The sequence below is a fragment of the Nostoc sp. 'Peltigera membranacea cyanobiont' 232 genome (genome assembly GCF_002245985.1).
GTDB lineage: Bacteria > Cyanobacteriota > Cyanobacteriia > Cyanobacteriales > Nostocaceae > Nostoc.
Window position 1 is genome coordinate 1 of the sequence record NZ_NOLK01000090.1, and the last position, 25365, is coordinate 25365.

Annotated in this window: 21 protein-coding genes, 1 tRNA gene and 1 pseudogene; 17 read left to right on the plus strand and 6 right to left on the minus strand. The window is 41.6% G+C overall.

What is annotated here, in order from left to right:
- Positions 1-550: membrane protein insertion efficiency factor YidD (yidD, locus tag CDG79_RS25130; RefSeq protein ID WP_317616604.1), on the plus strand; the 550-nt coding region annotated here is incomplete at its 5' end.
- A 94-nt stretch (positions 551-644) separates the two neighbouring features.
- Positions 645-1661 carry a sulfate/molybdate ABC transporter ATP-binding protein gene (locus CDG79_RS25135; RefSeq protein ID WP_094344565.1) on the plus strand — a complete coding sequence of 339 codons (1017 nt, stop codon included), beginning with the start codon at positions 645-647 and terminating at the stop codon, positions 1659-1661.
- A gap of 135 nt (positions 1662-1796) precedes the next feature.
- Here the strand turns inward: CDG79_RS25135 and CDG79_RS25140 are convergent, their stop codons facing one another.
- Positions 1797-2306 (minus strand): GNAT family N-acetyltransferase, encoded by a 510-nt coding sequence (locus CDG79_RS25140; protein WP_094344566.1) that lies wholly within the window; start codon positions 2304-2306, stop codon positions 1797-1799.
- 248 nt (positions 2307-2554) lie between these two features.
- On the opposite strand from CDG79_RS25140, the gene nrdJ reads away from it, so the two are divergent.
- From nrdJ to CDG79_RS42745, 3 genes are all read left to right on the plus strand, one after another.
- The gene (gene nrdJ, locus CDG79_RS25145) at positions 2555-5824 is read left to right on the plus strand and encodes a ribonucleoside-triphosphate reductase, adenosylcobalamin-dependent (protein ID WP_094344567.1); all 3270 of its coding nucleotides are present in this window, start codon (positions 2555-2557) and stop codon (positions 5822-5824) included.
- 137 nt (positions 5825-5961) lie between these two features.
- On the plus strand, positions 5962-6975 hold the full coding sequence (locus CDG79_RS25150) for a zinc-dependent alcohol dehydrogenase family protein (protein WP_094344568.1): 1014 nt from the start codon (positions 5962-5964) through the stop codon (positions 6973-6975).
- On the plus strand, positions 6962-7111 hold the full coding sequence (locus tag CDG79_RS42745) for a hypothetical protein (protein ID WP_189525122.1): 150 nt from the start codon (positions 6962-6964) through the stop codon (positions 7109-7111). The genes CDG79_RS25150 and CDG79_RS42745 overlap by 14 nt, the downstream gene beginning before the upstream one ends.
- A 249-nt stretch (positions 7112-7360) precedes the next feature.
- Here the strand turns inward: CDG79_RS42745 and CDG79_RS25155 are convergent, their stop codons facing one another.
- From CDG79_RS25155 to CDG79_RS25165, 3 genes are all read right to left on the minus strand, one after another.
- The gene (locus CDG79_RS25155) at positions 7361-8032 is read right to left on the minus strand and encodes a glutathione S-transferase family protein (protein ID WP_094344569.1); all 672 of its coding nucleotides are present in this window, start codon (positions 8030-8032) and stop codon (positions 7361-7363) included.
- A gap of 157 nt (positions 8033-8189) precedes the next feature.
- Positions 8190-9317 carry an aryl-sulfate sulfotransferase gene (locus tag CDG79_RS25160; RefSeq protein ID WP_094344570.1) on the minus strand — a complete coding sequence of 376 codons (1128 nt, stop codon included), beginning with the start codon at positions 9315-9317 and terminating at the stop codon, positions 8190-8192.
- An 18-nt stretch (positions 9318-9335) separates the two neighbouring features.
- Positions 9336-10373 carry an NADP(H)-dependent aldo-keto reductase gene (locus tag CDG79_RS25165; protein ID WP_094344571.1) on the minus strand — a complete coding sequence of 346 codons (1038 nt, stop codon included), beginning with the start codon at positions 10371-10373 and terminating at the stop codon, positions 9336-9338.
- A 509-nt stretch (positions 10374-10882) separates the two neighbouring features.
- On the opposite strand from CDG79_RS25165, the pseudogene CDG79_RS45575 reads away from it, so the two are divergent.
- Positions 10883-11209 (plus strand): annotated as a pseudogene (locus CDG79_RS45575) (Crp/Fnr family transcriptional regulator); the annotation flags it as partial.
- A 227-nt stretch (positions 11210-11436) separates the two neighbouring features.
- The gene (locus tag CDG79_RS25175) at positions 11437-12117 is read left to right on the plus strand and encodes a peptidoglycan-binding protein (protein ID WP_094344572.1); all 681 of its coding nucleotides are present in this window, start codon (positions 11437-11439) and stop codon (positions 12115-12117) included.
- 81 nt (positions 12118-12198) lie between these two features.
- Here the strand turns inward: CDG79_RS25175 and CDG79_RS25180 are convergent, their stop codons facing one another.
- Complete coding sequence (locus tag CDG79_RS25180; protein ID WP_094344573.1) at positions 12199-12897, minus strand: TetR/AcrR family transcriptional regulator; 699 nt, start codon at positions 12895-12897, stop codon at positions 12199-12201.
- A 326-nt stretch (positions 12898-13223) separates the two neighbouring features.
- Between CDG79_RS25180 and CDG79_RS25185 the strand changes: the two genes are divergently transcribed.
- The 4 genes from CDG79_RS25185 (at position 13224) to CDG79_RS25200 (ending at position 16953) form a co-directional block, all read left to right on the plus strand.
- A complete protein-coding gene (locus tag CDG79_RS25185) occupies positions 13224-14177 on the plus strand; it encodes a Rieske 2Fe-2S domain-containing protein (RefSeq protein ID WP_094344574.1) in 954 nt (317 codons plus the stop codon).
- Between the two features lie 76 nt (positions 14178-14253).
- Positions 14254-15594 (plus strand): cytochrome P450, encoded by a 1341-nt coding sequence (locus tag CDG79_RS25190; protein WP_094344575.1) that lies wholly within the window; start codon positions 14254-14256, stop codon positions 15592-15594.
- A gap of 231 nt (positions 15595-15825) precedes the next feature.
- Positions 15826-16401: a Uma2 family endonuclease gene (locus CDG79_RS25195; protein ID WP_094344576.1), complete on the plus strand. Its 576-nt coding sequence runs from the start codon at positions 15826-15828 to the stop codon at positions 16399-16401.
- A gap of 315 nt (positions 16402-16716) precedes the next feature.
- On the plus strand, positions 16717-16953 hold the full coding sequence (locus CDG79_RS25200) for a hypothetical protein (protein WP_223278308.1): 237 nt from the start codon (positions 16717-16719) through the stop codon (positions 16951-16953).
- 282 nt (positions 16954-17235) lie between these two features.
- On the opposite strand, the gene CDG79_RS25205 is transcribed toward CDG79_RS25200, so the two are convergent.
- Complete coding sequence (locus CDG79_RS25205) at positions 17236-19404, minus strand: PAS domain S-box protein (protein WP_094344578.1); 2169 nt, start codon at positions 19402-19404, stop codon at positions 17236-17238.
- A 282-nt stretch (positions 19405-19686) separates the two neighbouring features.
- Here CDG79_RS25205 and CDG79_RS25210 point away from each other — a divergent pair, with 282 nt between their 5' ends.
- The 6 genes from CDG79_RS25210 (at position 19687) to CDG79_RS25235 (ending at position 25355) form a co-directional block, all read left to right on the plus strand.
- A complete protein-coding gene (locus CDG79_RS25210) occupies positions 19687-20160 on the plus strand; it encodes an SDR family NAD(P)-dependent oxidoreductase (RefSeq protein WP_223278309.1) in 474 nt (157 codons plus the stop codon).
- A 392-nt stretch (positions 20161-20552) separates the two neighbouring features.
- Complete coding sequence (locus tag CDG79_RS25215; RefSeq protein ID WP_223278310.1) at positions 20553-21311, plus strand: SDR family oxidoreductase; 759 nt, start codon at positions 20553-20555, stop codon at positions 21309-21311.
- A gap of 5 nt (positions 21312-21316) precedes the next feature.
- Positions 21317-21389, plus strand: a tRNA-Glu gene (locus tag CDG79_RS25220).
- A 309-nt stretch (positions 21390-21698) separates the two neighbouring features.
- Positions 21699-23042 carry an adenylosuccinate synthase gene (locus CDG79_RS25225; protein ID WP_094344579.1) on the plus strand — a complete coding sequence of 448 codons (1344 nt, stop codon included), beginning with the start codon at positions 21699-21701 and terminating at the stop codon, positions 23040-23042.
- Between the two features lie 83 nt (positions 23043-23125).
- Positions 23126-23731, plus strand: a complete 606-nt coding sequence (locus CDG79_RS25230; RefSeq protein WP_094344580.1) for a 50S ribosomal protein L25/general stress protein Ctc — start codon at positions 23126-23128, stop codon at positions 23729-23731.
- 100 nt (positions 23732-23831) lie between these two features.
- Positions 23832-25355, plus strand: coding sequence for a bifunctional aminoglycoside phosphotransferase/ATP-binding protein (locus CDG79_RS25235; RefSeq protein ID WP_094344581.1), 1524 nt, complete (start codon positions 23832-23834; stop codon positions 25353-25355).
- Positions 25356-25365 lie beyond the last annotated feature (10 nt).

Below are 25365 nucleotides of genomic sequence, written 5' to 3' on the forward strand. Positions count from 1 at the left end.
ATCCCCAACTATGCAGATTTCCTTGTTCGATTCTTTTACTAGACAAGTTAGTGCTACCGCAATTAGCGGATATCAAAAGCATATTTCCCCACACAAAGGTTTTGCTTGTGCCCACAGAATACTATATGGTGGCGAATCTTGCTCTGGGTACTTCAAGCGGGTAATTGCTAAGGAAGGGTTAAAAGTAGCCTTTGTCAATTCTCGTGAACGATTTCAAGCTTGTAAGCAAGCTAACCAAATTTTGCGTAGACGCGCAGCAGCTTGCCGCTATATATCTATGCAAATCGAGAATTCAGAAGAATCCACAGAGGAGGAAGCAGAAATGCAACAAAGGCAACAAGTATCTGGTAAAGTTGGTCAAAAATCCTCATTTATTAGCAGCAATAATACTGAATGTTTTGATTGTGCCGATTTGGGCTGCAATTGTGCCGAGATAGTTAGCATAACTCCTGATTGTGGTTTCCCCGATTGTAGTGCCCTAGATTGTAGTTCTTTAGATTGCAGTGGTGTTGATTGTAGCTTCCTCGATTGCGGCAGTTGCGGTAGCTAAATCTTGTTCATCTACAAATAACTATGTATGGTATATGTAAGACACAGTAATCCTAGCAAGGATATGTAGATTTAGTTGCAGAGGTATAGCAGCAGTGGGCATAGTAGTTGAAAACGTCTCCAAACAATTCGGGAGTTTCAAGGCAGTTGATGAGGTTAGCCTGGAAATTAAGAGTGGTTCGCTAGTTGCGTTGCTAGGGCCATCTGGTTCAGGAAAATCTACGCTACTACGGTTAATTTCCGGTTTAGAAATGCCTGATAGCGGCAAAATCCTGCTTACTGGTAAAGACGCTACATACCAAAGCGTGCAACAGCGCAATATTGGGTTTGTGTTTCAACACTATGCTCTATTTAAGCATTTGACTGTCAGGCAGAATATCGCCTTTGGCTTAGAAATTCGCAAGGCACAGCCAAAGAAGATTAAGGGAAAGGTAGAACAGTTACTAGAATTGGTGCAATTGAGTGGATTAGGCGATCGCTATCCATCACAACTTTCTGGTGGTCAAAGACAACGGGTAGCATTAGCAAGGGCACTGGCAGTAGAACCTGAAGTATTACTGCTAGATGAACCTTTTGGCGCACTTGATGCTAAAGTCCGCAAAGACTTACGGGCATGGTTACGCCGCCTCCATGATGAGGTTCATGTTACCACGGTTTTTGTTACTCACGACCAAGAGGAAGCAATGGAAGTCTCTGATGAAGTTGTGGTTATGAATAAAGGGCGCGTGGAACAGGTGGGAACACCATCGGAAATTTATGATAATCCTGCCACTGCATTTGTGATGAGCTTTATTGGCCCGGTAAATGTATTACCCAGCACCTCGAAGATTTTTCAAGGTAGCAGATTTGATGCGCCACACCCACAAGTATTTTTGCGCCCGCAAGATGTAATTTTTGAAACTAGCGCCAGCGATGCCACTACACCTGCAACAATAAGCCGATTAGTGCATTTGGGTTGGGAAATTCAGGTGGAATTAACTTTCGATGATGGACAAGTAGTGACGGCGCATTTAACACGCGATCGCTTTAATGATTTAGAGTTAGAACCGAAACAGCGTGTATATGTGAAGCCCAAGGATGCCAAGTCTTTCCCAGTGTCTTATTCAATTTAGACTTTTGCCAGTTTCCCAATAGTCAAAACTCCTAGTTAATCGCTGCGTAATTCAGCTATTTGCTAGGAGTTTTAATTTTACGTGAACTAGAGGGAGCATCATTTGCCGATCGTAAATATTGATGCGTAAATAATATTACACTCCCTCAAAAGCAGTTGGATAAACAACCTTACCTGTATACTTTTTTTCATAGCTTTGTAGTGCTTTAACCATAAAGACATCCTCTGGAACTGGAAAAGGAGAAGTGATTTCATAATTAACAGAAGCCTGAAAGCCAAAGCGATTATAGAAGTGGGGATGACCAAGTACAATAACCACCGCTTCTTTCTTTGTATCTGCTATTTCCAACCCTGCTTGTACAAGTTTGCTGCCAATACCCTGTCTTTGAAACTGTGGATGAATTGCTAAAGGTGCTAGACCGATTACCTGTAGTTTTTCTTCACCCACCAAATCAATGTAGCTGAATAAAATATGACCAACTACAACATTTTCAACCTCTGCAACCAGAGAAAGTTCTGGAATGTAACGGTCAGAATGGCGAATTTTCTCTACAAGTTTAGCCTCATTTTCTTGGCCAAAAGCTAATGTATTTACCTCAGCTATTACTGTGTAGTCTGGCAGAGTTTCACAACGAATATCGATCATTTTAAAATCAATTACTTGAAGAAGAATTCAAAAATCACAGTTACTTATATATTAATCTGTGTTAATTAAAACTCAATATTGAGATACTACCCAAGGGTGAATGACATTATACATCATAAATTTATGTTGCAAATAGTACGGCCTATAGCTAGCGTAAAGTGGACAATTTGACAATCTTTAATACTCAAACTACTTGGCGTATAGTCATAATCTGTCCGCACGCAACAAGAACGCAAGACACTTAATATATGGTTCGAGAGCTAGAAAAAAAACGCCAGAGTGCAAAGTTTCCCGAAACTGCACCGGCTGCTAATCCCGTATTTTTTAGAACCTATAGCCGCCGCACAAAGGCAGGACTAAGGGAAACATGGGATGAGGTATGCGATCGCACCCTCCTGGGCTTAGTCGAGTTGGGAAAGCTCACTCAAGAAGAAGCTGCCATACTCGATAAGATGCAGCGCAACTTGAAAGCTATGCCCAGTGGACGCTGGTTATGGGTTGGTGGCACAGATTGGATAACCAAACCAAAGAACTTTTCCGGCGCTTATAATTGCACCTCCACCAATCTCGAAGACTGGAGTGCCTTCGGATTAATGATGGATTTGGCAATGATGGGCTGTGGTACTGGAGCCGTCCTAGAACCACAATTTATTAACCAGTTGCCCCCCATCCGTAATAAACTGAATATCACTGTAAAAGGTGAAATTGGCAGCACTCCTGTGCAACAGCGACGTGAATATACTCAAACTCATATAGAAGGCAATAATGTCACTATTCACGTTGGAGATAGCCGTGAAGGTTGGGTTGAATCATATCAAACCCTGTTAGAACTCTCCACTGACGAACAATTCTCAGCAGAAGTAAAAGTATTAGTTGATATCAGTGATGTTAGAAAAGCGGGAGAAACTCTCAACGGCTTTGGAGGAGTTGCTAATCCTGTAAAATTGCCTGTACTGTATCAGGGTTGTGCATCTATTCTCAATAAAGCTAGGGGAAGACAATTAAATTCAGTTGAATGCTGTCTATTAATCGACCAAGCAGCTGTAACAATTGTTGCCGGTAACATTAGAAGATCAGCTGGCATGAGGCAAGGTTCTAGCGAAGATAGTTTGTTCGCCGATGCCAAAGATAACTTATGGCAGCAAGATGAAAGTGGCAACTGGCGAATCGATCCAGAACGTGATGCACTCAGGATGGCAAACCATACCAGAGTTTTTCACCGCAAACCAACCTTAGAAGAATGTCTGAATGCTGTCCGCAAACAGTATTACAGTGGCGAGGGAGCGATTCAATGGGCTGGTGAAGCCGTCGCGCGATCGAACATTGATTTGCTGCCAACACAAGCTTTGAAAGTTGAGTTTTTACAAGCTTATGAACAAGGAACAGCAAAAGAGTGGTTAAAAGAACGCCATTCCAATCTTGATGCTAATGAGTTAGAACATCGTTTGCAGCGATATGCTTTAAATCCATGTGGTGAGATAATCGGCGCTAACTTTCATTGTGTGAGTGGCGATACTTTGCTCATCACTAGAGATGGAATGCATAAAATCAAAGATGTTATCGGAGATGAAACTGAGATTTGGAATGGTCAAAGATGGAGCCAAGTAACACCATTTAAAACTGGTAGCGAACGTAAGCTGTATCGAGTCAAATTTGCAGATGGTACTTACTTAGATGCAACCGAATATCATCGCTTCTTTGTCAAAGACAGATTTGATAAAGAATACAAAGAAGTGCAAACCAAAGATTTGATGGATGTTAGTAGATATGACATTCATACTGAGCCTTTTACTATTCGGTATGAAGATGGATTAAACATCGATCCAAGTTATGCCTATACTTTGGGGATAGCTGTAGGAGATGGAACTACAGACAAAAATGGTAATGCCAAAATTAGGCTCTATGAACAGAAAGCAGCTTTATCTGTAATCGGAAGTAAGTCTCCTGAAAGAAATTATGACTACTTACCGACTTTTACAGATGTAACAGACTTAGGTTTTTCTGGAGAATTCTTAAAGAGTTTAAAAACAAATCCAGAGTCACTGAATGTAATTGCTAGCTGGAATCGCCAAGCAATTTTGCACTTTATCGCTGGTTTAGCGGATACAGACGGCACAAATACACATAGCAATGGCATTAGGATTTACATCTCTGATTACGAACGTGCATATCGAGTGCAGTTATTGCTAACTAAATGCGGTGTCCGTTCTTCGTTAAATCTTTTAGCTCATAAAGGATCGATAACTAATTATGGTGTTCGCAGTCAAGATTTGTATTACTTGCAAATTACTGACTGTGGACAAATTCCTTGCCAGCGTTTGGATGTAAGCAAAGGATGTGATGCCAAATGCAAAGGTAAATGGCAAATAGTTAGAGGTGTAGAAGAACTACCAGGTTTACACGATACTTATTGCTTCAATGAACCGGAATATCACAAAGGAGTATTTGGTAATACTTTAACCGGTAACTGCAATTTGTCTGAGGTTCACCTTAATCAAATCGATCCACGTAACTACAAAGAGCAAGAAGAAGCTTTCACTGCTGGGGCGTTATCTGTAGCAGCACTTTTAAATCACAAATTCCTGGAACCACGCTATCAATACAGCCGTGAATTAGATCCGATTGTGGGAGTTTCTTTTACAGGCTTATTTGATTTCTTTGTCCATGCTTTTGGTGTTGATTGGCTGCGCTGGTGGGAAGCCGGAAGACCTGCAACTCCACAAGGATTGGCTTTCAAGCGTGAGGAAGAAAAATATCTCAGTTCTTGGAAAGATATTGTACATCGGGTGGTTTGGGATTATTGCGATCGCCACAATCTCAAACGTCCAAATCGCTGTACCACAGTCCAACCCAGTGGCACTAAGGCTTTGTTAACTAATGCTAGCTCAGGCTGGCATCCCCCCAAAGCCCAAAGATTTATTCGCCGCATCACCTTCGGCAAAAATGATCCAGTAGCCTTAGCTTGTATTGACTACGGTTACAACGTCATTCCCTCGCAATCAGATAAAGATGAACAGGGCAATTTGCTCAACGATCCTTTTGATCCACGGGTGAGTGAATGGTTAGTAGAAATTCCTGTTTCTGTATCTTGGGCAGATTTACCAGGGGCTGATGAAATTGATGTTTCTAAGTTTTCAGTCTTAGCCCAATTTGATTTCGTCCTCCAGGTTCAACGCTGGTATGTGACTCACAATACATCAGCTACTTTGGAACTGCGTTCTGATGAAATCGAACCTTTGGCACAGAAAATCTACGAAACTATTCAGAGCGATCGCGGGTATATTTCAGCAGCCCTTTTAGCTCGTTTTGATGATTTGCAATCATTCCCGCGTTTGCCATTTGAACCAATCGATAAACCAACCTACGATCGCTTGAATCAAGAAGTGAAAGCACGACGAAAAACAGATGATTTCTGTGCAGTCTTAAGCCGCTACGATTTAGGCGAAATGTCAGAAGCTGGCCCTAGTGGTTGTGATTCTGATAAATGTATGTTTCCCGATCGGGAACCAAGCTCATAAGGCGAAATAACACCAACTTAGGGTAGGTACTATTTATCTATTAGAATAAACAGCAGTGGTTTTATATAATATTTAACCACTGCTTTTTTATTCCTTTCCCTTACCCCTTCCTCAGTCAATAGGGTTCAGTTAACACAATGAAAGCTTACGAAATTCAAAGCAACGGCGGGATTGATGCCCTCGCATTAGTCGATCGCCCTGAACCAAAACCAACTGCGGGACAAGTTCTCATTCAAGTCAAAGCAACATCCTTAAATTACCGCGATTTACTCGTCGCTGAGGGTGCTTACGGCGCTGGACAGAAATATCCGTTAATTCCCCTATCTGACGGTGCGGGGGAAGTCGTAGCGGTGGGGGAAGGTGTGACACGGGTGAAAATAGGCGATCGCGTCGCTGGTATTTTCTTTCAAGACTGGATTTATGGCTCTTTAACCAAAGAGAAAATGAAATCCGATCTCGGAGGCGGTATTGATGGAATGCTGGCTGAGTATGTCGTATTACACCAAGATGGTTTGGTAATATTGCCTGACTATTTATCCTATATTGAAGGGGCAACTTTACCCTGTGCAGCAGTCACAGCTTGGCATGGATTGGTGACAAAAGGCAATATTGGCGCAGGTGATAATGTTTTATTACTCGGTACTGGCGGAGTTTCGATTTTTGCTCTTCAGTTTGCCAAAATACATGGTGCTAGAGTGATTATTACTTCCAGCAGTGACGAAAAATTGGCACGAGCAAAACAGCTTGGTGCTGATGATATAATCAACTACAAAACAACACCAGATTGGGAAAAGCAAGTTTATCAATTAACGAATCGCACAGGTGTAGATCGTGTAATTGAAGTAGGCGGTGCAGGGACTCTGCCAAAATCATTACAAGCAGTCCGCATTGGGGGACGGATTAGTTTGATTGGCGTATTGTCTGGTAGAGGAAGTGAAATTGACCCCATGCCGATACTTTTTAAAAGTTTAACAGTTCAGGGCATTTATGTTGGCAGTCGGGAAATGTTTGAGGCGATGAATAAGGCCATGCAACAGCATCAAATCAAACCAATTATTGATCGATTTTTTGGTTTTGCTGAGGCACGAGAAGCTTATCATTATCTCAAAAGTGCGGCTCACTTTGGGAAAATCGTAATTGCTAATTCATAATTTTAAAAAGTTTAATCAACACTATTCGGTTAAGGCAACAGACGCGATGAATCGCCGTCTCTACAATAATCAGTCTTTTGTAGAGACGGCGATTTATCGCGTCTTTGTGATGGTTTATCGTGTCTTTACGATCTAGAATTTCCATCAAAAAACATTAACCGAACCGTATTGAGTGTTTAATTCTATGTTTCAAGTGGAAATTTAAACCCCACTTGAAACATATAGGAATCCAGTTTGATTTTTGAACAAAATTAAGTATTTGTAGGGTGCGTTACGCGAAACGCTAACGCACCAAATCCTTAAAAATGGTGCGTTACGCTGTCGCTAACGCATCCTACGTGTCTGTTCAAAAATCAAATAGTAGTCCTATAGTTATAAATTACGTTTAAACGGCAGCGAGAGTAGGCGCAGCAAATTTAGCATATCGCTCGATGTAGAATTCCTTAGAGTGAGCGATCGCTTTCACAGATTCACGCTCTTTCAAAGCATGTTTCCATTGGCGTACACGGGTAAATCCCTCTGGTATGCCAAAGCCACGATATTCCTTCAATGCAGCCCAGCGCTCAAACCAAGGGAAATAGGTGAAATCCACCAAACTGATAGATTCGCCAAACCAGTAAGGGCCTTCCCCAGATAGCTTTGCCAAACCTTCGTTTTCAATGAATTCCAGGTGTTTGGATAGTTCCTGTTTAGCTTCTTCTTGTTTTTGAGGATCTGAACTCCGCAGCAGGGTAGAAAAAGCAGGAACGAACCTAGTATTAGCAAAATCGATCCAGATCCGAGCCTGCGCCCTAGCAGTAGGGCTGCTGGGTAACAGTGGTGGATTGGGAAATACCTCATCAAGATACTCGTTAATTACTGCTGATTCCCAAACTCGGTTATCGCTATGAGCGATCGCAGGTACTTTACCATAAGAAGAAACTTTGGTAAAATCTTCAGGCTTATTCTGCAAATCAATTTCAATCAAATCGAAGTCAATGCCCTTCTCTTGGAGTACCAATCGGGTACGGTGAGCATAAGGACAAACAACTGCACTATATACTTTGATTTGGGCCATGTTTAAGTTCCTTGGTAAATAGGACTTGTTAATCGGCATTGGGAATTGAATTTTGATCCAAAATCCCAAATCTTTAAAGAGGGACTGGGGATTGGGGACAAAAGACTGGGGAAGAGGTTTCTTAACTCAATACCCAGTACCCAATATCCAGTCACCCTCAAAGCCAGGGCACTTCTTCAGGTGCATAACGAAAGGCGCGGAAAACTGTATTTTGCTCCCCACGAGTTACCGGCGATTTCTCACCTGGAATATTCCGAGAGGCAAAATGAGGGTTGATATATTCCCAAACAATCTCTCCTGCAACTGTCACCTCGAATATCCGGCCATAAGCACCTTCCGTAATCAAGGTATTGCCATTTGCTAAACGTTGCGCTCCTGATATGTATGCACTAAAGAAATTTTGGGGCGGATTGTCTGTATATTCCCAAACAATCTCTTTGGTTTGACGATTTACTTCAATTACACGGGAGAAATTAAGAGCAATGTTACGACGATGTGCGCCATTGTCGAAAATCAGGATATTACCGTTAGCTAGTTCGTTGGGAAAGTGCTGCTGTGCTAGTACGTCATCGCCCAACGTCCAAATAATTTCTCCAGTTTTGCGATCGATAATCACAACTGTGGATATATTACGAAAGCTCACTATAATGTTGCCATCAGCAAGTTCACCGACAGTATTCCCATGAGTCCATTCGTGTCGATGATCCTGGGGTGTAATAGTAAATTTATCTGGGTCGAGGTGTTCGTGAGCGTGCCAAGTCCAAACAATTTCCCCTCCTGGAGTCACTTCATAAAGCACATCAGCATAGATATTTCCATCTGGTTCTGTACCTGCTACGCCGCCTTTGATGCGGGGAACTAAAGATTGAGGTATCTTTTCAATGGCGAGTAAAATTGTGTTGCCATTGGCTAATCTGCGTCCATCATGATGATGATCTGGATGCTTATATTCCCAAATAATATTTCCTTTGGAATCTGCCTCTAAAACAACACCACTTTTAAATGCAGCCCACAAAGCAAAACGTAGTGGTTCTTCTGGTGGAGTTTTACCGTTATAAAAAAGGTTGCCATTAGGCAAGAGATAACCATATAACCCTGGTGGATATGGCAGATTCCACTGGTGTACTACTTCTCCTTCTAAGTTCAAAAGATAGACTTCACCTTTACCTGTCAGGGGTGTGAAAAGTGTATATCCTTTGAATGCTTTTTCGGGATTGTAAGCCTTTAAACCAGTACCCCGACGACGAATAGTATTCTGGTCAATCGATGTTGCTGTAAAAGTCATATTCTACCTATTTAACTATTATGGTGCTGGGTTTGGAGACTGAGCATGAACTATATCTAACTCTTCCAAAATGTCTTTATTGAGAACTACATTTACACTTTCTAGATTCTCTTTAAGTTGTTCTAATGTCGTAGCACCAATAATTGTGCTAGGCACAAACCAACGACTCCGCACAAATGCTAAAGCCAGATGCGCTGGGCTTAGTTGATAGCGCTTGGCAATTTCTACATAAGCTGCTACCGCTTGACTGACTTTTGGTTTTAAATAGCGTTGACCAAAATTTTCAAACAAACTAACTCTTGCTTTCTCTGGTTTGCCATTTAGATATTTGCCAGTCAAGAAGCCAAATGCTAAAGGACTATAAGCTAGTAACCCGATTTCTTCGTGATAAACTGCTTCTGCTAAGGCTCCATCAAATACTCGATTCAGTAAGTTGTAAGCATTTTGAATCGAAACAACTTTGGGCAATCCTAATTGTTTAGCAGCGTTACTAAATTGGGCAACTCCCCAAGGTGTTTCATTACTCAAACCGATATAGCGAATTTTCCCTGCCTTAATTACATCAGCAAAAACTGCTAACTGTTCAGTGATGGGAACCGTTTCTGCCACTTGAGTTGGATCGAATACCGTTTGTCCAAACCGTGGCACGTAGCGATCGGGCCAGTGGATTTGGTATAGATCGATATAGTCTGTCTGTAATCTTTTTAGACTATCATCTACCGCTTGTTTGATATTATCACGGTCAATTGCTTTGGCTCCACCACGTACCCATTTAAAGCCTCGACCTGGGCCAGCAATTTTAGTCGCTATAATAAGTCGATCTCTTTGTTGATGCTTTAACCATTCCCCAATGTAAGTTTCAGTTAATCCATAAGTTTCGCCACTTGTCGGAACTGGGTACATCTCCGCTGCATCAATAAAGTTTACTCCTTGAGCAATAGAATAATCTAGCTGTTCGTGGGCTTCTGCAACAGTATTTTGCTGTCCATAAGTCATAGTACCCAGACAAATTTCAGAAACTTTTAAGTCACTCTTGCCAAGTGGATTATACTTCATGTTTTGTAGTCATTTTAAGTTGGAGAATCCGATTTTTAAATAATTTATCACACAAGTTTGTATTCTAAAGTGGATTAACTACCAATCATCGATAACATTTGCCCAATAAAAAACAGACGGTAATTCCTTGATTTTAAAGACTGTGAAATTTGCATTACACTCGTTTTGAGTAGATGTTTTTCATAGAGATTTTGTTTACAACTCTCTTTTATTCACAACAACAATAGTTTGGCAATGAGCCAATATATAAAGTATCAATAAAATCTCTATTTGCAAATATATCACTATTCCGATAGATAAGCCGTATTAAGTAGATATAGTTCTTTATTATTACATAGATAAACCAGATAAGTAAGCTAGATTGGAGTAATATAAACTCTAAAAATGTAGCAAACAATACTTGCTTTTTTAGTGTTTTTGTGAACTGACTATTTTAATATTAGTAATACTACTGCAAGTCAATCCGGTTGCAGTAGTATGTCAAGAATTCTTAAGATTTTTCTGAAATCGAACTCGCGCAAGGATGTGCTTGCAACCATCTTCATACAATAGAGGAACGGCTAGCTCGTTGGCTTCTCACCGTTTCTGACCGTTTGCAATCAGAAGAATTTCCGCTCACACAAGAATTTATCGCCCAGATGCTGGGTGTACGGCGCTCCGGGGTGACAGTAGCAGCTAGCACTCTGAGCCGAGCCTGAATGATTCGCTATCAGCGTGGTCAAATTAACATCCTGAACCGAGAGGATTTAGAAGCAACTTCTTGCGAGTGTTATCGAGTCATACAAAACGAATTTGCTCGGTTGCTGGGGAATGAGCCAAGGCGCGATCGCTGCTGAATAAACTATTTTCAGTTACTATGTCCGAAACCGGAATATAAAGGACTTTAGTTCAAGGCAGGCTAAGGTTCATCGAACTCAGGTTAATTTTATTTATTTTTTCTTAATTTCGCTACTAGTAAAAACCTTTTAAAAGGCTGCTGATATAAAATATACTAAGAATAAATACAGAGAACAACCTAGTAGTTCTCTGTGAGTAATCATTTTTTCATATAAAAGGGTGCATTATGGAATATCTTGCTTATTCTCACATGTTTATTGCTCAGGAAGAGGCATCTGGAAAGACAAAATATAATCCGCCTAAATCTCAATTAAATGCGGAAACACCTCTGGAATCTTCTGACATAGTTATTACTAAAAAACAGGTATCTGGAATCAGCAAGTCTAAATTTAATTGGCAAAAACTTCTTAAATCTTCAGCTTGGTTGGCTTTAGCTGGTGTTGGTGTATTACTTATTGTTGCTGCCCAAATTCAAGTCAGTTCGGCTGCTTATGTAAAGACTAACGGTAGTTGTTTACGTATCCGTACAGGCCCAAGCACTAACTACTCTTATGTGGATTGTGTATCAAATGGCGCAACCCTTCCAGCGATTGAAAGATATGAAAACGGTTTTGCTAGGCTTACTACGGGTAGATACGTTTTTGCTCGATGGGTTGGTGATAAACCTAACAATCATACTACAAGTAGTCCTAGTGGTAGTCCTGGTGGCGTTGGGGGTTCAGTGATTCTTACTCCTGGTTCTAGAGGTCAGCTTGTGAGAGACGTTCAGACAGCTTTAGGTAATCTCAGGGTTGATGGAATTTACGGTCAAGAAACTGTTAACCAAGTCCGAAGCTTTCAAGCAAGTAAAGGTCTACTTGTAGATGGTGTAGTGGGGCCAGAAACTAGAGTAGCTCTAGGTATTTAGAAGTTAGGCAGAATTTCACTCGCAATTGCAATAATCGAACAGCGATAACAGCCAAAAAAGTCAGTAATGGATAAGAGTCCTTTACCTATCGTCGCTGTTCGCATTGCTCTCTTTTGATATATTGTTAACTTTGATTGCTTGCACACCAGCCAAAATGAAATTAACTGCTGCTTGAGTATGCTGCTCAATCATTTCTGGACTCAGCAGTTGCAAATCGGGTCTAGTATGTTTGATATTTTCATAGGCGTTGAAGTACATATTACAAACTCCAATAATATGCAGAGTGGTCAGAAATGGATCGATCTGACGGAAACAACCTTCCGCCATTCCCCGCTCTAAAATATTGATGAGATAGCTAAAATTTTCTTGCCAATTCCCCTGTTTGAAATACTTTCCCTGATTTTGGTTTGCTTCTTGAAACCAAAGCATTCCTCTGTGCGGGTGAGCAGCCTCGTAAGCGATCGCTTCCTTAACAAGCATCTTCAAGGCTTCCTCTGGTGGGAACCGATCGAGATTTAGCTGCTCGAACCCTTCGTGCATCTCCACCGCCGGACGTTGCAGAACAGCTTCATATAGCCCTTCTTTGCTCTGGAAGTAGTAGTAAATCATGGCTGTGGTGACACCTGCACCTCTAGCGATCGCCTCTGTCCGCGCCCCTTGAAGTCCATTTCTGGCAAACTCCGCTTCCGCCGCATCGAGAATCTGCTTTTTCGTCGCCTCTGCATCGCGCACCTGACGCGGCTTTTTAGATGAGAATTTTGACTCCGTTGAACGACCCACGTTGCTCCATCATCATAACCAAAATATATTAACTAAAAAATTGGTTAGTAGTTGACATAGAAGATGAAATTTATTAAATTAATATTTACTAACTAAAAAATTAGTTAATTGTCCGACTTATCCATGCAGTAGCCAAACTTAGCCGAGCAAATGCCTGGTACAGTCAGTTCGTCCATTGCAGACAAGACTTAAATTATCCCAATTGACATTCAGATGTAAGACAGGCGACACCAGCTTGTTTACAACTTTTAAGTTTCAATATTTCGTTACCTTTTGCTAACGCATCTAGCGATTTTTCAATAAATTATCAATATTTTGGAGGAAAAATGAAACCAATTTTACCTGGTGCGCCTTGGTTAATCGCGCACAAATCTACATTAGGAGTGAATAAACCTAATAAAATTACTTTAAACGGACAGGATTATGTTATTTGGCAAAACCAAAAAGGTGAATTTTTTGCCCTTGATAACATCTGCCCCCACATGCAAGCACCTTTATCAGATGGTTGGGTTTGTCAAGAGAGAGATACTATTACTTGCCCTTTTCATGCACTAGAATTTGATGGACAAGGCAGACTACAGCAAGGAGAAAAAAAGGATAATCAGCCTATTACAAAACCATTAGAGCTAATTATTAGCAATGATTGTCTCTGGACTTATGCCGGGTTTGAGCCAAGATTGCCTATCCCCGATTTACATCAAAAAATTGTCGATGAATACGAGTTCCTTGGAGTAACTGGGGATAAAAGTATTCAGGGTGACTTTTTGAGCAATCTGATGGTTAACTATGATTATAATCACCAGAATGGGACTCATAAAGAACTATTTAAAATTAAATATTGTCATGTCAATTCTTTTGAAGAAAAAGGATACTATGCCACAATCAAACAAGATTTGAGGAGAGATAATAATCCGCTAGGAGAAATTATAAAAAACCCAATTTTAGGCATTTTACCCAAAAATCTCAGTAACACACTCGAATACGCTTTTCCTTCAACTACTGGTTTTTTTGCTAAAACGCCGATTGGTGATATTGCTCAAATTCATATTCTCTACCCTGAAACAGAAAAAATTACCAAGACGTTTATTTTGATGTATGCCAAAGTAGTCAATCCTTTGATGAAATTTCTGTTTAAAAATTCCGTTTTAAAAGCAGGAGCCACAGTCATTGAACAGGATACAGGTGCAGTTGAAAGTTTGTATCCTCGGCAAAAATCAAAAATTAGATTACCAAATGAAGAAATTATGTTCTACGCAGAAAAACTCTACCATGATTGGTAATTTTGATTTACAAAACCTAACTGCGCTTTACAATTAAGTAGATACTGTAGCTAATTACTGCTGGAGGTAGTTAAATATGCGGGAGCTAAAATCCGCCGAGTCAATGCCTGGTAGCTATGGCTTGCCCATTTTGGGGGAGACTTTAGAAATATTTCGGGATTTAGAACTGTATATATGGCGACGATTCCAGCAGCATGGTTCAGTTTTTAAGACGAGCGTCATGGGACGTAAACGCGCTTATTTAATTGGCCCTGATGCTAATCGTCTGGTGCTGATAGAACAGGCAGAACACATGTCATCGCGGATAGGGTGGTATTTTTTGGAATCAACATTTGGCAACAATATTTTATTACAAGATGGGGAAGAACATCGGCTAACTCGTCGCTTAATGTATCCAGCATTTCACGGAAAAGCGATCGCTACATACTTCGACACCATCCAAAATATTGTGCAAGACTTCCTCAAAGATTGGGGAGAGCAGGGAACGATTTCCTTAAATTCTAGTTTCCGCCAGCTTACCCTGATGGTTGCGACTCGCCTATTCTTGGGAAGTCAGAACAAGAGCGAAGTTGAGCAAACAAGTCAGTGGTTTACACAACTGATAGATAGCAGTATGGCAATATTCAAATGGAATGTTCCTTTTACTTTATATGGTCGCGGTCAAAATGCTAGGGCTAAGTTAGTGGCTTTTTTGCGTGAAGCGATCGCCCAGCGTACTGAGCAGGGTAACTTAGAAGAATCCAAAGATGTTTTGGGATTGCTACTAGCAGCTGTTGATGAAGACGGCAATAAGTTGAGCGAAACACAGGTAATCAACGAAGCCTTATTATTGCTATTTGCTGGACATGAGACAACAGCCTCATTACTGACTTGGGTAATATTTGAATTAGGTAATCACCCAGAATGGCGATCGCGATTACGTCAAGAACAATTAGCGGTTGTGGGAGATAATCCCCTTAGCTTGTCCCATCTCAAACAACTTTCACAGTTAACCAACGTGTTAAAAGAAGCAGAAAGGCTGTATCCGCCAGTGTATGCCTATAACCGTGGAGTTCTCAAGGATATTGAGTATGGAGGTTATCGCATTCCTGCTGGTTGGTTTGTGACTATTTCGCCGATGCTGACTCACCGTTTACCAGAACTGTACACCGATCCCGATCGCTTCGACCCCGATCGCTTTGCACCACCTCGTGAAGAAGATAAAAAGCATCCTTTGGCACTAATGGGTTTTGGTTATGGTTCGCACAGTTGTTTAGGTATGGAATTTGCCCAAATGGAAATGAAAATTGTGCTTTCCACACTGCTTCGTCATTATGACTGGACAGTAAAACCAGATTATTCTGCGATCGCTCCAGTTCGTCAACCTTCTAAAGTTAAAGATACTCTACAAGCATATATTGGGCCTTTAAGTAGCTAAGCTATAGGAATCATATTTGATTTTTGAAAAAATATAAGTATTTGTAGGGTGTGTTAGACGGAACGTCGTAACGCACCATCCCAAGCTGATGGTGCGTTAGGCTACGCTAACGCACCCTACCTAAGATTTCAAAAATCAAATACTAGTCCTATAGAAGCTCATCTAGATAGATGGTCAACCTAGTATGTCAACCAAGTGCTACGCTACAGTTAGCAAGATTGAGAGGCAACTATGACTGCCCTGATTCTGAACCTCAGCCCCACAATTGAACTAACAGATGAGCAGTTTTTCCAACTGTGTCAAAATAATCGAGATTTGCGACTTGAGCGCACGGCAGAGGGAGAATTAATTATCATGCCACCAACTGGATGGGAAAGCGGAAATCGGAATTCAAAACTAACAGCCCGGTTAGAGTTTTGGGCTGAGGCTGATGGCACAGGTTTGGCTTTTGACTCTTCTACAGGTTTTAAGCTGCCTAATGGTGCAAATCGCTCTCCTGATGCATCCTGGGTTAGCCGGGAGCGATTAGAAGCCCTGAACCCAGACCCCGACAAATTCCTGCCACTCGCTCCCGATTTTGCGGTAGAATTGCGCTCTGCTTCAGACAGCTTAAAGACTGTGCAACAAAAAATGCAGGAGTATATTGACAATGGTGTGCGTTTAGGCTGGCTGATTGATCCGCAAAACCAACAGGTGGAAATTTACCGCCCAGGAAGGGATATTGAGATTTTGCGCTTACCTACTAGCTTATCAGGAGAGGATGTATTGCCTGGATTTATACTGGATTTGGCACAGATTTTGAGTTAAGCGATCGCTCTTTCTAAATTCCAATTTTTGTGTGCTTAAAAACCTTTCTCGTGCGACCCTCAAATACTACAAATAGCGATCGCACTTCCCTATAGGGATTGAAACAACTAATTAATCTAAGATAAAATATAGTGAATAGATTGCAAAACAGCTTATCTCTTATAGAGATTGAAACCCTTAAAACTTACTAAAATCCCTATTGGGGATTGGAACGCTTGAAACTCACTAAAATCTCTATTAGGGATTGAAATGAAAAATATCTTCAAAAAATTCGCTATAGCCAGAAATTGTGCTTCTTTCAAAGAAAATCAGGCAATGAAAGCTATTGCATCTAGCATGGATTTATTACTACCTGGTTTGTATATATGGCTACTTGGTTTTAGTTTTCGCATTGGTGGGAGCGTACCAGATGATATTCCCTATAAATATCCTGGTAAAATTCACAGTTACACTGGAATTGCTTTAGTATTACCAGGATATAGAATTTTTACGACTTACCAGGGTAGCTATGACCCTAAACAGACATCAAATACAGGGACTAACAGCAATTAAAAAGTACAGTTCTCGACTCAAATACTTTTGAAACCTTAATGACTCAGGCAGGGTATTCAATCTCCGGTAGCGCACCTGCACAGGCTAATAGAATAAAAGTATGGTGGATTCATAACGAATACCCAAGAGTTGAGTCGGTATATAGTCCAGACAAGAGAATAGTGATAACGGCGTATCATATTAACTGATATTTTTATTTCTAGTAACCAATTTCCAACCTCAGCAGAAAGTTTTGGTTGACAGGATTTTTTTAGTCTGCGATCCTTTCACCACCAAAATAAATTAGCTATCTCCTGCAACTGATTCCAATTCTAGAGACAGCGAATGTGTGTCTCTGAATGTTGAGGCAAGCAAGTAAACTGTAAATTGAGTCCCTCTGCCTACCTGACTGTAAACATTGACAAAACCACCATGATTTTTAATGATACCCAACGCTGTGGAAAGTCCTAAACCTGTACCTTTGCCTACCTCTTTGGTGCTAAAAAATGGTTCAAAAATCCTTTCCTGGACTTCCGACGACATCCCCATACCAGTATCCGTCACCACGATCGCAACATAAGAACCTACTTTAGCATCAATATTGATCTGTGCAGAATGTTCGCCAATCACCAGATTTTCTGCTGCAATCCTCAATATACCGCCATTGGGCATGGCATCGCGGGCGTTAACTACTAAATTTATCAGCACCTGATGTATTTGAGTTGTGTCTCCACGGACATACCACAGATTTTTAGGGATATCTACCTGACAGATGATAGATTTGGGAAATGTTTGAGCGATAATTTGCTCCATTTCTGCCATCAAAGGCTGAATTTGCACAATTGTCCGTTTGCCTTCAATACCGCGTGCAAAAGACAATACTTGCTTGAGCAAATTAGCACCGCGTTTAACATTATTTTCTAAAGTTTGCAGTATTTGCTGACTCTGGGAATCGGGCAATTTTTTCTGCAACAGTTGAACTGACATTAAAATTGGGGATAGTATATTGTTCAGGTCATGGACGATACCGCCAGCTAACGTACCGATACTCTCCAAACGTTGCGATCGCAAAAGTTGAGCTTCCAGTTGTTTCTGCTGCGTAATCTCGGTGTTCACACTCAAAATGGACTTGGTTTGTCCATTATCATCTCGAATCAGTATCCACCGACTTTCAACGATAATTACTTTACCTTCCTTTGTCAGTTGATGCAACTCACCCCGCCACTCACCTGTATTCATCACCTTCAAGTAAGCATCTTCTAACTGTGGTGAAATATCTTTATACAAAAGTTGCAAAACATTCTTACCTACAACTTCCTCAGCCTTCCAGCCATACAGACGTTCAGCACCTTGATTCCAAAACAAGATTTGGTTGTGGATATTTCGTACTAAAATCCCCTCAGTTGATATATCCAGCAGCAACCCTTGTTCGCGGATTTTCTGTTCTGCCTGTTTTTGCTGGGTTATATCTCGTATCAGTGCTAAATGAATAAACGTACCATCAGATTCGTTAAGCAGTGGTACAGCATGAGTTTCCATGTAGCGACGAGTACCTTTAAATCCCACAATTTCAAACTTCAAAGTCCCCTTGTTGCCTTGGCAGATACTTTTATGGAAGTTGGCAAAAGCTGCTCTATACTCTGGCACAATTACGGCATCAATTGGTTTACCAATTAAGGCATCAGCACTTTCCACTTCCATGATTGCCAATCCTTCTGCATTAATTTCTAAAAGGGTGCCATCCCTAGCAATTAACTTGATGCATTCTGGTTCTGCATCTATCATGGCTCGTAAACGGTTTTCACTTTGGTGTAAGGCCAATTCCGTCTGCTGAAGGTGCCTGATATAACGCCACAACAAATTATACAGCAGCCCTACCAGTACCAAATCCACAATAGCAGCGATAAAAAATGTAACTATCGCTTTTTGGGAACTTGCTAGCGCCTCCTGCATTCCCTGCTGTAATAAATTTTGCTCTACCTCTAAAGAGTCGTGAATAAGCTGTTGGATTTCTTGGCTACTTTGGTTGTCTTTGTCAGATAAAATTCGCTGCCGAACTGTTTCAAATCCCTGGTTTTGTCTGAGATAAATCTCTTGTTGCAGAATGTTGAGCCTACTGATAATTTTCGGCTCCAGTAAAGAAATCCACTGCTGTTTTTGATGGTTATCAGCAGTTAATTTAGTGACAATCTGAATATTGCGCTTAGTTTGTCGATAAGCTGCAAAATAAGTTTTGAGATCGTCAGCATCTGCTGTAATTAGATAATTACGTTGTGCCGTTTCAGTATCTTTGAGTGTATATTTGATACTTTCAACTTGGGTAATAACTTGACAAGAGGATGTCACCCATTGCTGATTGTGAATCAGCTTAACAGTGTTGCTATAAGAGACTACAGCATTAGTAAATACAACTGCCAATGCTAGGAAGAATATTACTTTTAGCTTTTGCACTCTATACCATTTTTTGATCATGCGATCGCCCCTTCTGCCGCAGATGCCCTCCATCAGTTAAAATTTAAAATTAAAAGCAGATACTGAGAATATTTTAATGATTGTGACAGCACGGGTAACAAAATACAATCTCTTAAAGTTGTAAATATTTGGATTTTTTGGGATGATGATTTATACGTAATAGTCACAAATAAATCCGCTAGCTTTTCATATAAATTCATTTTTACAGTATGTGGGCAATGCAGTTTAGATCGGATAAATTGCCTATTAACAGAGAGTAGGCAAGAATAACAAAAATGACTAATGACCAAACCACCACGTTGCATTGTCTGCAAGACAACTTTTTTACAGGGTCATAACTTTTACACTGAACTCTGTGTTGAGTGTGGAAATCTTAACTTCAGCAAGCGTCAGCAAAGTGCTGATTTACGGGGTATGATTGCCGTTGTCACAGGAGCCAGGGTAAAGATTGGTCATGGGGTAGCGTTGAGACTGTTGCGAGATGGTGCAACTGTGATAGCAACAAGCCGTTTTCCCCATGACGCGGCAAAAAGGTACGCAGCAGAACCAGATTTTCTAGAATGGCAACATCGTTTACAAGTTTACGGACTCGATTTGCGCCATCTCCACAGTGTTGAGCAATTTACCCAACACGTTTGCCAGTTTTACCCGCGACTCGACATTATTATCAATAATGCCGCACAAACAGTGCGTCGTCCGCCTGCTTTTTATCGTCATTTAACTAATTTCAGCAGAAGTCCCACGTCTCACTCTTAGGAGCGTGGGATGAATGCTGTGCGAGTTGACGACAGTTCTACAGGCCTTCGCCGTAGGCAAGGGAGTAGAACATGGAGGAAACGAGCAAATATGTTATAATACAATTGGTTTGCTTCACCCTCATTGGTGTCTGAAAAGCCTCTGTCTAGTGGCATTACGATCATTAGTAAGCGACTCCGTTGCACAGCACGAAAGTAAGTAGGCACATCTTGAGTAATACAAGTAACCAATTGGTTTGTCCAATAGCGCAAATAAGCCAGCATTCATCTAGGACAGTAAAACTTGTAAGGTTCAAGGTACGAAATTGATAGTCTGCGGCAGGGCATGACGTGGACTCAAAACAAAGCTCAGGTAATGTCTTCACTGAAGAGTCTCTGAGAAGCCTACACTGTATGCAAGCATACAGTGTAGGTACGTCACTTGAGTTTGAATCACTGTCTTTCGGGGAACTACCGCCAGAAATACAGGGGTTAGTAAGCCATAATCATGCGGTGAACACTGAGAATCCGGCGCTATTAGCTAGTAAAGAAGAAAAAGAAGCCACATTTACCGAAAATTCTGCTTTCCTCTCCCAGATTCCTTTGATTCCCGAAGACAGCGTAGATAATTCGGCTTTTTTCCCTTTAGGAGAGTATACCGGCGATCGGCAACAACTTGACTTGCGTCCCTTTAATAGCTGGCTGATGAAGGATGAGCAAGTCAGCATTTTAGAATTATTGGAAGTGCATATAATTAATGCGATCGCTCCATTTATCATTAACAGCAGACTCAAGCCATTAATGAGCAACTACAAAGAAATTAATAAATACATCATTAATGTTTCTTCAATGGAAGGGCGATTTAACGATGTTGACAAACCCTGGCGACATCCCCACACCAATATGGCAAAGGCTGCTCTCAATCAAATGACCCGTACCTGTGCCAAAGAATACGCCAAACATCGTATTTTTATGAATGCAGTAGATCCTGGATGGATTAGCTTCCAACACCCTTATAATCAAGCAAAATCCATGCAAGAACGTGGCATTTACCCTCCCTTTGATATCAATGATGCGGCTGCACGCATTTGTGACCCAATTTATCTAGGAATTAACCAAGGTAAAACACCTTTTGCTAGATTATTTAAAGACTATACAGAAACAGATTGGTAATTTCTGGCAGTGTAGCTTAATGGTAAAGTGTCCGCCTGTTCAAGGCGAAAGATAGCCGTTCGATTCGGTTCGCTACCCCAGCAACGTAGTTCAAACAGTAGAATTCCTTGGAGCATACCAGGAGATACGGGTGTAATTCCCGTCGTTGCCCTTTTTGCGAAAGTATAATGGCCAGTCTTTTCCGCTTCAAGATATTCTGACTCAATTGACAACTAAGTGTTTTGAGAGTGCTTTTCGAGGAAGCTTGAAAAGTTCTTTTCTCGGTAGCAAAACGTTGTAAATATCCCTAAATACCCCGATAAATTGCAGGAATTTTATTCTTGACATGATTCACACGATGTGTTAATAATAATAGTTTGTGGAAACTTTACTTCTTAATATAAGCTCTTGGCTAACGTCATTGTCATAGGTGCCCAATGGGGCGATGAAGGAAAAGGTAAAATAACTGACTTACTCAGTCGTTCCGCAGATGTTGTGGTTCGTTACCAAGGGGGTGTCAATGCTGGACACACGATTGTAGTTAAAGGTCAGACCTTTAAACTGCACTTGATTCCCTCTGGTATTTTGTATCCAAATACTGATTGCATTATCGGCTGTGGAACAGTCATCGATCCACAGATTTTGATCGCAGAAATCGACCAACTAAAAGAATTAAATATTTCCACTGACCACCTGCTGATATCTGAGACAGCCCACGTAACAATGCCTTATCATCGGTTGATTGACCAGGCATCTGAAGAACGACGGGGAAGCTATAAGATCGGCACAACAGGTCGGGGCATTGGGCCGACTTATGCTGACAAATCTGAACGTACAGGGATTCGGGTTTTAGACTTGATGGATCCCGATGGGCTACGTGAGCAGTTGGAGTGGACGATTAATTATAAAAACGTCATTTTAGAAAAGCTTTACAACTTGCCGCCTCTAGATGCACAAGAGGTGATTGAACAGTATTTGGGGTATGCAGAACGCTTGCGACCTCACGTTGTTGATACATCGTTAAAAATATCCGATGCGATTCAGCGACGGCGCAATATTTTGTTTGAAGGCGCACAAGGTACCCTCCTTGACCTAGATCATGGAACTTATCCTTATGTCACCTCCTCTAACCCCGTCGCGGGTGGGGCTTGCGTTGGTACAGGGGTAGGGCCGACAACGATTGACCGGGTAATTGGCGTGTCGAAAGCCTACACAACGCGGGTGGGAGAGGGGCCATTTCCCACAGAATTGGATGGAGAGTTGGGTGAATTGTTGTGCGATCGCGGGGCCGAATTTGGCACAACCACCGGACGCAAACGGCGCTGCGGCTGGTTTGATGCGGTCATTGGTCGCTATGCCGTGCGGATTAACGGCATGGATTGTATGGCGCTGACCAAACTGGATGTCCTCGATGAATTAGAGTCAATCCAAGTTTGTGTAGCTTATGACATAGATGGCCGACGCAGCGAACACTTCCCCACAAGTTCTCGTCAATTTGCTAGATGTCGTCCCATCTACAAAACCTTACCAGGCTGGAAAGTGTCAACAACCCACTGCCGCACCCTGGAAGACTTGCCACAGCAAGCACTGGACTATCTAAAATTCCTCGCCGAATTAATGGAAGTCCCGATTGCGATCGTCTCACTAGGAGCAAGCCGCGATCAAACAATAATCGTAGAAGACCCCATCCACGGGCCTAAACGCGCTTTATTGCAGGCTGACGGCACACCTGCTACCTTGCTAAGTGCGTAAATTAGTCATTGGTCATGAGCAAATGACAACTGACAAATGACTAATGACAACTGACAACTGACAACTGACAAAGGACAACTTCTATGGCTATTACAGTCGAATCTCAAAAACGTCCAGAAGGCAGCAAGCCAAGAGCTTTGCGCCGTTCTGGATTGATACCTGCCAATTTGTATGGTCATAAGGGTACAGAGTCAATTTCTTTGACTATTGATGCCAAAACTGTTGAGCGCTTGCTCAAAAGGGTTTCAGTTAATAACACCTTGATTGAATTAAACATTGCTGATGCACCTTGGCGTGGTAAAACCCTGCTGCGGGAACTTCAGATCCATCCAGCAAAGGGTACGCCCTACCACCTCAGCTTTTTCGCGGTTGCTGGTCACGGTGACACTACTGTAGAAGTACGGCTGCGTTTTGTGGGAACTGCTGTTGGTGTTAAACAAGAGGGTGGTGTGTTAGATACCGTAGTCACCGAATTGCAAGTTAGTTGTGCGCCAGAAAATATTCCAGATGTGATTGAAATCGATGTCACTAACTTACAAATTGGAGACAGTTTGAGTATTAGTGATATACCCTTTCCTGAAGGTGTTACACCTCTAGCTGAATCAGAGCGACTTGTTGTGAGCGTTTTGCCACCACAAATTAGCGCTGAAGATGCTGGGACAGAAACTGAAACTGAGGCAGCTTCTTAAGCTAGGTAAACTGTGTAATAATTTTTGATGATACCAGGGGGGAACTCCTGGTTTTTTTGTATTTGAACCGCAGAGGCGCAGAGAGCGCAGAGGAATAGAAATGACAGAAGCGACTCTTCCAGTCTTAATTCAGCAAATGTTGCAACCTGGATTTTATCCCCATGCGGTAACAGAACCCATTGAACTAATTCAAACTCACATTTCTTATGTGCTGCTGACTGGGGATTACGCTTATAAGCTGAAAAAACCGATGAATTTTGGCTTTTTGGACTTTTCCACCTTAGAAAAGCGGCAGCATTTTTGTCAGGAAGAGTTGCGGTTAAATCAGAGGGGTGCTGGTGAACTATATTTAGAAGTTTTGCCCATAACTCTGGTAAATGAGCAATACCAGTTAGGGGGAACTGCCGAGGCTGTAGAATATGTGCTGAAAATGCGGCAGTTTCCTCAAGAGTCGTTATTGAGTACATTTTTTGAACAGGGTAAGTTAAATGAGACACTCCTAGATGAGTTGGGACGGGTAGTGGCTAAATACCATGCCGAAGCACAGACGAATAATTATATTCGCAGTTTTGGTGAAATCCCAAAAGTCCGGGCTGCATTTGATGAAAATTATCAGCAAACTGAGAATTATATTGGTGGCCCCCAGACTCAAGCACAATTTACAGAAACAAAGCAATATACAGATAAATTTTTTGCCGAACGTCCAGAATTATTTGCTAGCAGAATTCACAACAACTATATTCGTGAATGTCACGGGGATTTACACCTGAGAAATATTGCCCTGTGGCACGACAAAATTTTGCTGTTTGATTGCATTGAGTTTAACGAGCCGTTTCGCTTTGTCGATGTGATGTACGATGTGGCGTTCACGGTGATGGATTTGGAAGCGCGGCAACGCAAAGACTTAGGTAATGCGTTTTTGAATGCCTACATAGAGCAAACTGGAGACTGGGAAGGTTTACAGGTGCTGCCTTTATATTTAAGTCGGCAGGCTTATGTTAGAGCGAAGGTGACATCATTTTTGCTAGGCGATCCGAGCGTACCCGCGACGGTAAAGGAAGAGGCGACAAAAACCGCCAGTGAGTATTATAAACAGGCTTGGGAGTACACTAAACCAAAGGTTGGAGAGCTAATTTTGATGTCGGGGTTGTCGGGTTCTGGTAAAAGTACCACAGCAAGGCATTTAGCCCGTCAACAGGGAGCGATTCACCTGCGTTCTGATGCGGTACGAAAACATTTAGGAGGAATTCCTCTGTGGGAAAAAGGTGACGATGATTTGTATACGCCTGAGATGACCGAGAAAACCTACACAAGGCTGCTGGAATTGGGAATTATCCTGGCTAAACAAGGTTTTTCGGTGATTTTGGATGCCAAGTATGATAAACAGCAGTTACGGCAAGAAGCGATCGCTCAAGCTACAAAGCACGAAATTCCCTTTCAGATTATCCAATGCACAGCACCGCTAGAAGTTCTAAAAGAGCGTCTAAACAACCGCACTGGTGATATCGCTGATGCCACCGCCGATTTATTAGCTTCACAAATCAAACAAGCTGAACCTTTCACTGAAGAAGAACAAACCTACGTAAAGATTTTGGATACAACTCAAGTAATTCGTAATTCGTAATTGAATCGAA